Raw genomic sequence first — 11,908 nt, 5'->3', positions numbered from 1 at the left:
AACGCGTAAACCGAAGCGGCGCGACCGTTTGATGCGTGCCGGGATGGCAACCGCGCTGGCGATGGGGCTTGTCAGCTCCGCGCCCTTACTGGCCCAGGATGCGGGCAGCTTTTCCGATATTCGCTGGTCGCCCTCCGACTGGGACCGGGCGCGGATGCAGAACATGGCGGTCGCCCCCGGCCCGATGGCGCGTGCGGTGATGCAGTGGAACACGCTGATCGCGCGGCGCGACGCAGGGTTCGACGCCTATGCGAACTTCCTCAACCAATATCCCGGCTTTCCGCAGCAGGACACGCTTCGCCTTCGCGCGGAGGCAGCGTTGGGCGACGAATATGTCGATCCCGCGCGGCAGGTCGCCTATTTCGACAGGCATCCGCCGATCGGAAATTCGGCGCGAGCGCAATATGCCCTCGCTCTCAAGGCGCTCGGCCGTCCCGAGGCCACCGGAATGGCGCGCGCGGCATGGCGCGGCGGCGAGATGAGCCCCACGGCGGAGGCGAGCCTAGCCGCGTTCTACGGCCCGTTGTTCACGAGCGAGGACCACGAATCGCGCATGGATTCGCTTCTGTGGCAAGGCGCGAGGGAGGCAGCGGAGCGTCAGATCGGTTTCGTCACCGGCGAACGGCGACAGATCGACATGGCCCGCCTCGCCGCGATGCAGGGCACCGCTCCTTCCGCAATCGGGCTTCAGGTTCCGGCATCGGCGAACAGCGATCCCGGCTATATCTACAATCGGGCGCGGCAATTGCGCGAATCGAACCAGTTCTCCGCGGCGCAGAGCCTGCTCGCCAATGCGCCGCCGCTGTCGGGGCTTCCCGACGATGCGGAGCACTGGATCGAGGAATTGCGCCGCAATGCGGAATTCGCGTTGCAATCGGGCGATGTCGGCACCGCCGCGCGCATCGCCGACCGCGCGGGGGAGGCCTTCGCCCCCGGAACGGATGTGAGCAAGCTTTCCGGCAGCATTCGCGACGATTACGAAAAACTGTTCTACCCCATTGGCGAGGCTGCGCTGGCGCGGGGCGACACGGGCACGGCGGCGCGCATGTTCGCCACCTATGGCGCATCGCAGCGCACCGCCCCTGCCCGGACGAAAGGGTTCTATTTCGCCGGGCTCGCCGCCGAACGCGCCGGGATGGCCGACTTTTCGCGCCAACAGTACGAGGCCGCGGCAGGCTATCCCGATCAGTTCTATGGGCAGCTCGCGCTCGAACGGCTTGGCCGGGCGCTCAACGCGCCGGCCGCCACGCTCCCCACCCCGACGAGCCAGGCGCGCGTGCAATTCGCCGCACGCCCGCTGGTGCAGGCGGTGCGCGAGGTGGGCCGGATCGGCGACTGGCGCACGGCGGTCTATTTCTTCCGCGAACTGGCCGAAAGCGCGCAGACGCCGGAAGATTTCGCGCTCATCGCCGAGCTTGCCCGCGAAACCGGGCGCCGCGATCTTGCCGTGATCGCCGGGCGCGAGGCCGCGACGAAGCAGGTGTATGGCTTTTCGCAATATGCCTTCCCGCGCATCGACGTACCGGCGGGACACGAACACCACTGGTCCATTATCCACGCCATCGCGCGCCAGGAAAGCCAGTTCGCGACCGACGCGGTCAGCCATGCCGGCGCACGCGGGCTGATGCAGCTTATGCCCGGCACCGCGCGGGAACAGGCGGGCAAGCAGAACCTGTCCTATCAATCGAGCGCGCTGATCGACGATCCGCAATATAACATGCGGCTGGGCGCGGGATATTTCGGGCGCATGCTCGACAATTACGGGAGCTACCCGCTTGCCGTTGCGGCCTATAACGCTGGGCCGGGCAATGTGAACAAATGGCTGCGGACCAATGGCGACCCGCGCAATGGCGGCATCGGCTGGGTCGAGTGGATCGAAGCGATCCCGTTTACGGAAACACGACGCTATGTCGCACGTGTGCTCGAAAACGCGGCCTATTACGATGCGCTCTACCCCGATGCCGGAATGCGCAGCGGTCCGTATCCGCTCAGCCATTATCTGGGGAAACAGCCCGGTCGGTGATGACAATAATCGCCCCCGCCCGATATGGGTGGGGGCGATGAAGACACCGGGCAACCCCATATCGCCGCAGGGCATGGCCGCCCTGCGCGCACGTTACGATCAGCTTTTGAACGAGGAACGGCCGCGCATCGTCGACATCGTAAGCTGGGCCGCGGGCAATGGCGATCGCAGCGAGAACGGCGATTATATCTATGGCCGCAAGCGTCTGCGCGAAATCGACCGGGAGCTTGGCCATCTTTCACGCAGGATGAAGGCGGCGCGCGTCATCGACCCCGGTGCGCCGACCGATCCCGACCGCGTATTTTTCGGTGCGCGCGTCACCATCGCGGATGAGGATGATGCGCAGCGAATCGTGCGGCTCGTCGGCGATGACGAAGCGGACGCGGGTGACGGGCGCATCGGGTGGGGTTCGCCGCTTGCGCGGGCGCTGCGCGGGGCGGCTGTCGGCGATCTGCGCACCGTCCGCCTGCCCGCCGGGGACAAGGAGTGGGAAATTGTCGCGATCGAATATGATTAGGCGAGGCCGGGCATGCAGCGGGCGGCGGCGGTGACGCCTTTCGCCCTATCGCTGACCCGTGACCGCGCGGTCCGTCTGTCGAACACCTTCGCGCAGGACGGCCGGCTGCGTATCGGCGATATTCTCGCGCCCGGCGATGCCGACGCGCTCTATCGATATCTGACCGAGGACGGCGAATGGTGGCGCACGCTGAACATGGGGGAGAAAAGCTGGGATCTTGGCCCGGAATCGATTGCCGCCCTCACGCAAGAACAAGAGCGCGAATTGACCGCCGCGATCCATGCGCAGGCGCAAGACGGGTTCCAGTATGTTTACGACCGTATCCGCGTCTCCGACGATCCTGCTGAACGGTGTGAACGTAACTGGCCGGTCGATCGTTTTGTCGAGGCGATGAACAGGCCCGAAACCCTCGCTATCCTGCGCATGATAACCGGTAATGACGCGATTTCCTACGTCGATGGGCAGGCCACGCGCTACCTTCCGGGTCAGTTCCTGACCGCGCACGACGATGCGATCGCTAGAAAGAACCGGATCGCGGCCTATGTCCTCAACCTCACACCGCAATGGCGCGGCGAATGGGGTGGGCTTTTGCAATTTCACGCACAGGACGGCGATATCGAACGCGCATTTACGCCGGGGTACAATATCCTCAACCTGTTTCGCGTGCCGCAGATGCACAGCGTATCGCTGGTCGCGCCATTCGCCGGGGGGCCCCGGCTCGCGATTACCGGATGGCTCCGCCACGATTAAAGCGCCCACGACATGGCCAGGCGGGCCGGAACCAACGATGTGGCTCCGGCCCGCCGCCGGCGTCATCGCGCCTCGAAAGGCGATGTCATTTTTCGCGGATCAGAAGCGGATGCCCGCCGATGCCACGATCTGATGACGATCGGTATCGATGTCGTAACGGTTGGAATCGATGCCGTCGAAGTCGATTTCCGCCTTGCCGTAGTTCGAGTAGCGATACTCGATCTTGGTGAAGGTATTCTGGTTCAGCGCATATTCGAGACCGGCACCCAGGCGATAACCATCGGCGTCGATGTTCTCGCGAACCTCGCGCTCACCATCACGGCTGAGCACGTTGTAGCGCGCATTGGTATAGCCGCCCTTTACATAGGCAAGAACGTCCGGGCGGACCTTCGCGCCGACGCGCGCGCCGATATAGAGGTCGCGTCCGGTGTCGACACGGCCAAGGCCAAAGCCTTCGAAATCGGTCCCGTCGCTGAACTCCGTCTTTGCCGTGGAATCGGTATATTCACCTTCCACGCCAACGACCGCGCCGCCCAGATCGACGTCGTAACCGACGCCCACGCCGTAGAGCAGGCCGTCGATCGATTGATCGTCCTGATCGTTGATGTCGTTGTCCGCATCGCTGCCGGCCTTCGAAATGTCATAACCGAGAATGGCCTCCGCGCGCGGCCCGGTAAAGGTCGCGTCCTGCGCCATGGCCGGTGCGGCGAGGCCCAGGAATGCGGTGCCGGTTGCAAGTGCGATAGCTGTCTTTTTCATGGTAACTCCAGTGTATCCCTCATGGGTTGGACCGGAGAAATGAGCGAACGGCGGTTCGGTTTCATTAACCTCAAACAACATGATCATGAACGCAGGACAACAAACGTAATACCGATTACACGGCACGTTTCGCCGCGAAATCGCTCCATCCATCGCGGTTTTCCGCGACAATCTGCGACAGAAAACGGGCGGCTGTCGTTGCCGCCAGTCATGATATGATGACCTTTGCGCAATGGGGACGAAATGCCTATATCGCGCCGATGGATATACGCATGGATATACCGGGCCACATCGATCCCGTCCCCGTCCCCCGCCCCGTCACCCCGCGCGCGGATGGGCGCACCGACATTCTCGGCCTGCCCAAGGCGCAGATCGCGGACCTTTTTCGTGAGGCCGGGCTGGACGCGAAACAGGCGAAACTGCGCGCGAAGCAGGTGTGGCACTGGATCTATCATCGCGGCGTCTCCGCGTTCGAGGATATGACCGACATCGCGAAAACGATGCGCCCGTGGCTGGCCGAACGTTTCGTCATCGCCCGGCCCGAGGTGGTCGAGGCGCAACATTCGTCGGACGGAACGCGCAAATGGTTGCTCCGCACCGCGGACAATCACGATTTCGAGATGGTGTTCATTCCGGACGCCGATCGCGGCACGCTATGTGTGTCGAGCCAGGTCGGTTGCACGCTGAATTGCCGGTTCTGTCATACCGGCACCATGCGGCTGGTGCGCAATTTGACGCCGGGAGAAATCGTGGGTCAGGTCATGCTGGCCCGCGATGCGCTCGGCGAATGGCCGAAGGGGCGCATGGACGTCGGCGAGGTCGAGGACGAAAGCGAATATCGCGCCGATGGCCGCCTTCTCACCAATATCGTGATGATGGGCATGGGCGAGCCGCTCTATAATTTCGACAATGTTCGCGACGCGCTGAAAATTGTGATGGATGCCGAGGGGCTGGCCCTGTCACGGCGGCGGATCACCCTTTCGACCAGCGGCGTCGTGCCGATGATGGATCGCTGCGGGCGCGAGATTGGCGTCAATCTCGCCGTGTCGCTGCATGCCGTGAACAAGGAAACCCGCGACGAGATCGTTCCGCTCAACCGGAAATACGGGATCGAGGATCTGCTGCAGGCCTGCGCCGATTATCATGGCGCGTCGAATGCGCGGCGGATCACCTTCGAATATGTCATGCTGAAGGATAAGAACGACAGCGACGAGGACGCGCGTGAGCTTGTCCGGCTCATCCGGAAATACGATCTGCCGGCGAAGGTGAACCTCATCCCGTTCAACCCGTGGGACGGCTCCGCCTACGAATGTTCGGACCCGGCGCGGATCCGTGCGTTTTCCAATATCGTGTTCGAGGCCGGCATCAGCGCGCCGGTGCGCACCCCGCGCGGCCGCGACATCGACGCCGCCTGCGGACAGCTCAAGACAGCGGCGGAGCGCAAGAGCCGCGCCGAACTCGACCGGCTGGCGGAGGAGAAGCAGGCCGCGCTCGGCTAAGCATGCGTGGGGGTTGAACTTCGATGGTGCGCCGCACCATATGGGCGGTCAATCGAACCACTATCGGAGTAATCCCCCCATGCAGATCCTTCGCATCGACAGCAGCACCAATGGCGCGAGTTCGGTCAGCCGTCAGCTGACGCAGGCCACGCTCGACCATTTCAAGGAGAAGCACCCCGATGCGACGATCGTCGAGCGTGACCTCGGCACGATGCCGCTCGCCCATCTCAACCCGGTAACGACGGGCGCGATCCGGATGCCCCCCGAACAGCATACGGACGACATGGCCGCCGCCTTCGGACCCGAGCGCGAGGTGCTCGACGAATTTCTTGCCAGCGATATCGTCATCATCGGTGCACCGCTCTATAATTTTACCATTCCGAGCGCGCTGAAAAGCTGGATCGACAGGCTTGGCGTGGCGGGCGTGACGTTCAGATATGGCGAGAACGGGCCGGTGGGCCTTGCCGGTGGGCGCCGCCTCATCATCGCATCGGCGCAGGGCGGGCAATATGGTGACGACGGCGCGACGGAGCATCAGGAAAGCCTGCTCAAGACGTTCTTCGGCTTCATCGGTATCGAGGATATCGAGATCGTCCGCGTCGACAAGGTCGGTTTCGGCGAAGACGTGCGCGAGGCGGGCATCAAGGCCGCGAAGGAGCAGATCGCAAAACTCTGATCCGCGCGCTCCTGCCGCAAAAGAAAAGCCCCGCCAACCGGCGGGGCTTTTCTATGTCCGGGGCGAAAGGGGTTCAGACCGCCGCGCCGTGGCAATGCTTGTACTTGTTGCCCGAACCGCATGGGCACGGGGCGTTGCGGCTGATGTCCTGCCCGGCCCAGGGGTTATCGGTCTCCGCCCCGCCCGGCCCGGCCTGCGCAAAGCTCGACCCGGCGAGCGCGCCGAACAAGGCTTCCTGCCCGCGCGACCCGTCGCCATCGTTGGAATTGTCCCGCCCGGTCAGCGGATCGACATGGCCGGTCATCATGCCCGGATTGGTCAGGAATTCGGGAAGGTCCGGCAACACCGGCGGCGGCGCCTGCTCCGTCATGCGAAGCTGGCTCTTCATCAACAGGCCGGTGACATCCTCGCGAATGACCTCCAACATGCGTTCGAACAGGGCGAAGGCCTCCTGCTTGTATTCGTTGAGCGGCGTCTTTTGCGCATAGGCGCGCAGGAACACCACCTGCCGCAGCGCGTCCAGCGTCGCCAGATGCTCCTTCCAATGGTGGTCGAGCCGGTCGAGCAACACGGATTTTTCGACCTGGCGCCACATGTCGATTTCCACATCGGCCATCTTCGCGTCGATCTTCGCATCGGCAATCGCGGCAAGACGCTGCTCGATATCTTCGGGATCAATGCCGTCCTCTTCCATCCACGCCTCGATCGGCGCATCTTCGCCGGTGATCTCGGCAAAACGGGTTTTCAGCCCCTCGACATCCCATTGCTCGGGATAGGATCCGGGCGGACAGGCATCGGCCGTGATCGCGTTGATCGTGTCCTGTCGCATTTCGACGACGACATCGTCGACTGTCGCGGAATCCATGATGTCGGCACGCTGCTCATAAATCACGGTGCGCTGATCGTTCATCACATTGTCGTATTCGACGACCTGCTTGCGAATGTCGTAATTGCGCGCCTCGACCTTTTTCTGGGCCGTTTCGATGGCCTTCGACAGCCATTTGGACCCGATCGCCTCGCCATCCTCAAGATTGGAATTCATCATTTTCGAGAACATCGTATCCGGCCCGAAAATTCGGAGCAGGTCGTCTTCGAGACACAGGTAGAACCGCGACAGGCCGGGATCGCCCTGACGTCCCGAACGGCCGCGCAGCTGATTGTCGATCCGTCGGCTCTCGTGCCGCTCGGTGCCGAGCACGAAAAGCCCCCCAGCGTCGAGCACCTGCTGACGCTCGGCGGCGACCTCCTCCTTGATCCGGGCAATGGCGGCATCGCGTTCCGGCCCTTCCGGCATTCCCGAAAGCTCGTCCTCGGTACGAAATTCGACATTGCCGCCAAGCTGAATATCCGTGCCGCGCCCCGCCATGTTGGTGGCGATGGTAACCGCGTTCAACCGCCCCGCCTGCGCGACGATATGGGCCTCGCGTTCATGCATGCGGGCGTTGAGCACCTCGTGTTTTACGCCTTCCTCGGTCAGGAAGCGCGACAGGAGTTCGGATTTCTCGATCGACACCGTACCGACGAGCACCGGCTGCCCCGTTTCGTTCTTTTCGGCGATGGCGCGGGCGATGGCGCGGAACTTGTCCTGCGTGTTCTTGAAGAACTGGTCCTCCTCGTCCACCCGGCGGATCGGCAGGTTGGTCGGGATGGTGACGACGTTCATCTTGTAGATGTCGAAGAATTCCGCCGCCTCGGTCGCGGCGGTGCCGGTCATGCCCGACAGTTTGGGATACATGCGAAAGTAATTCTGGAACGTGATCGAGGCCATGGTCTGGTTTTCCGGCTCGATCTTCACGCCTTCCTTCGCCTCGACCGCCTGGTGCAGGCCGTTGGACCAGCGGCGGCCGTCCATCATGCGTCCCGTGAACTCGTCGATGATGACGACCTTGTCATCCTTCACGATGTAATCGGTGTCGCGCTTGAACATCACATTGGCCTTGAGCGCCTGATCGAGGTGATGAACGACCTGCGTATTCTCGAAATCGTAGAGGTTCTCGGTTTCGAGAAGCCCTGCCTCCTTCAGCAATTGTTCGGCATGTTCGATGCCGTCCTCGGTCATGGTGATGGAGCGGCTCTTTTCGTCCTTCTCGTAATCGTCCTCGGTCATTTGTGTGACGACCTCGTGGACTTTCACGTAAAGCTCGGACTTGTCGTCGGTCGGGCCGGAGATGATGAGCGGGGTCCGCGCCTCGTCGATGAGGATGGAATCGACCTCGTCGACGATGGCATAGTTGAACGGGCGGTGGACCTGCTGCTCGCGCGTGTGCTTCATATTGTCGCGCAGATAGTCGAAACCGAGCTCGTTGTTCGTCGCATAGGTGATGTCGCAGCGATAGGCCTCGCGGCGCTGCATCTCGTTCATCCTGGGGACGATGGTGCCGACCGTCAGGCCGAGGAAATTGTAAAGCTGCCCCATCCATTCCGCGTCGCGCGCGGCGAGATAGTCGTTCACGGTGACGACATGGACGCCCTTGCCCTCAAGCGCGTTGAGATACACGGCGAGCGTCGCGACAAGCGTCTTGCCCTCGCCCGTGCGCATTTCGGCGATCTCGCCCCGATGCAGGACGATGCCGCCGACCATCTGCACGTCGAAATGGCGCATGCCGAACACGCGCTTGCCGCCTTCACGCACCGTGGCAAATGCCTCGGGAAGCAGATCGTCGAGCGTTTCGCCGGCGTTCAGCCGCTCCCGGAACGCGGCGGTCTGGCCGGTGATCTGCTCGTCCGACATCGCCTCGAATTCCGGTTCGAGAGCGTTGATGCGGGCGACGATCTTGTCGAGCGATTTGACGTAGCGGTCGTTGGAAGACCCGAAAAGCGATTTGGCCAGGGCGCCGAACATGGGCGTTTCCTTTTGCGATAATGAGAAGAGAATGCACGGCGAAGGCTCGTGCGCAAAGTCGGGTAACCGGGGAGCCGGGCGGCAACGCGGCCAGCCTGAAGGCCGGATGCTATTCGTGCGCGCGGTCGGCGGACAGGATCACTGTTCGCGCGATCATGGCCGGAGCCGGTTGCAGGCGCGGATGCCCCGGATGGGCGAGATCCGCCGCGCGCGGCCGCACCATTGCAATGATCGCGGCCGCCGCATCGTCGATGGCGGCGCCATCGTCATGCGCGCCGCTGGCCGCGATTTCGTCCTGCGTGCGCGCGAATGCCATGCGCGCCTGCGCCGGTGTCACCACCGCCGCCAGGCCAAGCATCACCATAAAAAGAGCGATCACGCGTTTCATTGCGCCGCAAAGATAAGTCACCCCGCCGCATCCGTAAAGGCGGCGCGCGGTATTTATTGCGAGGTGCCGGTAAAGCCATTACTCGGTCCCGCCATGAACACCTCGCCCCTCGCCCGCCCGTTTCCTGCCATGCCGCCCATCGCGGGCGCGGTGCCGCGCGTCGCGCGCGCACGGTACAAGGAATGGGACCGGTGCGACCTGACCTTCGTCGAACTGTGCGAGGGAACGACGGTTGCGGGCGTGTTCACGAAGAACATATGCTGCTCCACCGAGGTCGAGATGGGGCGGGAGCAGGTCCGGCTCGGCCGGGCGCGCGCATTGGTCGTGAACGCGGGCAATTCCAATGCCTTCACCGGTCATCGCGGGCGCGAAGCGGTGGAGCAGATCATGGCGCAGGTGGCGGGCCATCTCGGCTGCGAGCCGAGCGACGTGTTCGTGTCCTCCACCGGCGTGATCGGCGTGCCGCTTCCGCTGGACAAGGCGCGTGACGGCGTGGAAAGCGTGCTGCGCGCGCAGCCGTGCGACTGGCGCGCGGCGGCGGACACCATCGGCACCACCGACACCTTTGCCAAGGGCGCGCAGGCGAGCGCCATGATCGGCGATACCTGCATCGAGATCGCCGCCATCATCAAGGGCAGCGGCATGATCGCGCCCGACATGGCGACGATGCTGGGCTATCTGTTCACCGATGCGCGGGTCGCTCCCGCCTTCCTGCAACACTGCCTCTCCGCCGCGAACGAGGCCACGTTCAGTTGCATCACCGTGGACAGCGACACCTCGACCAGCGACACCGTGCTCGCCTTTGCCACTGGACAGGCCGGCAATGACGAGCTTGTCGATTTCGACAGCCCCGGCGCCGATGCCTTTGCCGCCGCAATCCATGATGTATGCCGGCAGATGGCGCATCTCGTCGTGCGCGATGGCGAAGGGGCGAGCAAGTTCATCGAAGTCGCCGTGACCGGCGCAAAGGACGACGACAGCGCGCGCATGATCGGCCTCGCCATCGCGAATTCGCCGCTCGTCAAAACTGCCATCGCGGGTGAGGATGCGAACTGGGGCCGTGTCGTCATGGCCGTGGGCAAGGCGGGCGAGCCGGCGGATCGTGACAAGCTTTCCATCGGTTTCGGCGGTGTATGGGCCGCGCGCGATGGCCTGCCGCTCCCCGATTATGATGAGGAGCCGGTGGCACGCCATCTTCGCGGGCAGGATATTCGCATCGACGTCGATATCGGCATCGGCGATGGACGTGCGACCGTGTGGACCTGCGACCTGACGCATGGCTATATCTCGATCAACGCGGATTACCGGACGTGACCGACGCACTGACCCGCGATGTCGCGGCCCTGATGCGGCGTGCCGCGCGTGAGGCGGTGATGCCGCATTATCGCGCGCTTACGGATGCACAGATCGTCGAGAAAGCGCCCGACGATCTTGTCACCGTGGCCGATCGCAAATCGGAAGCCTTGTTAAGCGAAGGGCTTGCCGCGATCCTGCCCAAGGCTACCATCGTGGGCGAGGAGGCCGCACACGCCGATCCCGCGATCCTGGACCGGTTGGGCGATTCGCTGTGCTGGATCATCGACCCGATCGACGGCACCCATAATTTCGCGCATGGCCGCCCGCCCTTCGGGATCATCGTCGCACTGGCCGAACATGGCGAGACGGTCGCGGGCTGGATCTACGACCCGCTAAAGGACCGCCTGTGCCATGCGCGGCGCGGCGGCGGCGCCTTTATCGGCGAGGAACGGATCGCGGCGCGGAGCACGGGCGAAGACCCGCCGGTCGCGGCCATTTCCGTCATGTTCATGGACGAGGCGCAGCGCCACGCCGTCAAGCGTCACATCGCGCCGCATTACACGCTGACCGATATTCCGCGCTGCGCGGCGGAGCAATATCCCCGGCTCGCGCTGGGCACCAATGACGTATCGGTTTTCGAACGCACATTGGCCTGGGACCATGCCGCGGGCGTGCTCTGGCTCAACGAGGCGGGCGGCATGGCGGCGCGCCTCGATGGGAGTGCATATCGCGTGGACGACCGCCGGACCGGGATGATCGGTGCGGCGTCGCCTGCGATGTTCGACGCGCTGGCCGAACGGTTGGGCGCGCTTTAAAGCTCGCCTTCGATCCAGCTCTTGAGCTGCGTCTTGGGCGCCGCGCCGAGCTTTTGTGCGACCGGCTTGCCATCCTTGTAGAGGATCATCAGCGGTATCGACTGCACGCCGATTTCGCCGGGCACCTGCTGATTGGCCATGATGTCCATCTTTGCGATGGTGATTTGATCGGAAAGCTCCTCGCTGATTTCCTCCAGCGCGGGTGCGATCATCTTGCACGGGCCGCACCAGTCCGCCCAGAAATCGACGAGCACGGGCTTGTCGGATTTCAGAACGTCGGTTTCGAAGCTGTCGTCGGTTATGGTCTTGGTCGCCATGGCGTCTATTCTCCTGATTGCTTGGG

General features: G+C 63.5%; 11 protein-coding genes. 7 read left to right on the top strand and 4 right to left on the bottom strand.

The annotated features are described in order from the left end of the window. The first annotated feature begins 43 nt into the window (after positions 1–43). Genes K4G67_RS07805 through K4G67_RS07795 form a run of 3 tightly spaced genes read left to right on the top strand, consistent with a single transcriptional unit; the run spans position 44 to position 3,290 of the window. Complete coding sequence (locus tag K4G67_RS07805; RefSeq protein ID WP_239805823.1) at positions 44–2,023, top strand: lytic transglycosylase domain-containing protein; 1,980 nt, start codon at positions 44–46, stop codon at positions 2,021–2,023. 37 nt (positions 2,024–2,060) lie between these two features. Further along, positions 2,061–2,540, top strand: a complete 480-nt coding sequence (gene greB, locus K4G67_RS07800; RefSeq protein ID WP_239805822.1) for a transcription elongation factor GreB — start codon at positions 2,061–2,063, stop codon at positions 2,538–2,540. A 12-nt stretch (positions 2,541–2,552) separates the two neighbouring features. Continuing rightward, the gene (locus K4G67_RS07795) at positions 2,553–3,290 is read left to right on the top strand and encodes a 2OG-Fe(II) oxygenase (RefSeq protein WP_239805821.1); all 738 of its coding nucleotides are present in this window, start codon (positions 2,553–2,555) and stop codon (positions 3,288–3,290) included. Between the two features lie 99 nt (positions 3,291–3,389). Here the strand turns inward: K4G67_RS07795 and K4G67_RS07790 are convergent, their stop codons facing one another. Next, the gene (locus tag K4G67_RS07790) at positions 3,390–4,049 is read right to left on the bottom strand and encodes an outer membrane protein (protein WP_239805820.1); all 660 of its coding nucleotides are present in this window, start codon (positions 4,047–4,049) and stop codon (positions 3,390–3,392) included. Positions 4,050–4,321: 272 nt separating this feature from the next. Here K4G67_RS07790 and rlmN point away from each other — a divergent pair, with 272 nt between their 5' ends. After that, positions 4,322–5,548 (top strand): dual-specificity RNA methyltransferase RlmN, encoded by a 1,227-nt coding sequence (gene rlmN, locus K4G67_RS07785; protein ID WP_239805819.1) that lies wholly within the window; start codon positions 4,322–4,324, stop codon positions 5,546–5,548. Positions 5,549–5,627: 79 nt separating this feature from the next. Further along, on the top strand, positions 5,628–6,224 hold the full coding sequence (locus K4G67_RS07780; protein WP_239805818.1) for an FMN-dependent NADH-azoreductase: 597 nt from the start codon (positions 5,628–5,630) through the stop codon (positions 6,222–6,224). Between the two features lie 73 nt (positions 6,225–6,297). On the opposite strand, the gene secA is transcribed toward K4G67_RS07780, so the two are convergent. Beyond that, positions 6,298–9,066 (bottom strand): preprotein translocase subunit SecA, encoded by a 2,769-nt coding sequence (gene secA, locus K4G67_RS07775; RefSeq protein WP_239805817.1) that lies wholly within the window; start codon positions 9,064–9,066, stop codon positions 6,298–6,300. A gap of 109 nt (positions 9,067–9,175) precedes the next feature. Next, positions 9,176–9,445, bottom strand: coding sequence for a hypothetical protein (locus K4G67_RS07770; protein WP_239805816.1), 270 nt, complete (start codon positions 9,443–9,445; stop codon positions 9,176–9,178). Between the two features lie 102 nt (positions 9,446–9,547). On the opposite strand from K4G67_RS07770, the gene argJ reads away from it, so the two are divergent. Further along, a complete protein-coding gene (gene argJ / locus K4G67_RS07765; protein WP_239805815.1) occupies positions 9,548–10,768 on the top strand; it encodes a bifunctional glutamate N-acetyltransferase/amino-acid acetyltransferase ArgJ in 1,221 nt (406 codons plus the stop codon). Beyond that, entirely contained in the window at positions 10,765–11,565 is an 801-nt protein-coding gene (locus tag K4G67_RS07760; RefSeq protein WP_420830011.1) for an inositol monophosphatase family protein, read from the top strand. Before argJ ends, K4G67_RS07760 begins: the two co-directional genes overlap by 4 nt. Here the strand turns inward: K4G67_RS07760 and trxA are convergent. Further along, positions 11,562–11,882: a thioredoxin gene (gene trxA / locus K4G67_RS07755; RefSeq protein WP_239805814.1), complete on the bottom strand. Its 321-nt coding sequence runs from the start codon at positions 11,880–11,882 to the stop codon at positions 11,562–11,564. The two genes, K4G67_RS07760 and trxA, sit on opposite strands and share 4 nt — an antisense overlap. Between the last annotated feature and the right edge of the window lie 26 nt (positions 11,883–11,908).

It is taken from the genome of Croceicoccus hydrothermalis (genome assembly GCF_022378335.1).
GTDB lineage: Bacteria > Pseudomonadota > Alphaproteobacteria > Sphingomonadales > Sphingomonadaceae > Croceicoccus > Croceicoccus hydrothermalis.
The sequence above is the reverse complement of the archived record's forward strand: the minus strand, read 5'-3'. Positions and strand labels throughout refer to the sequence as shown.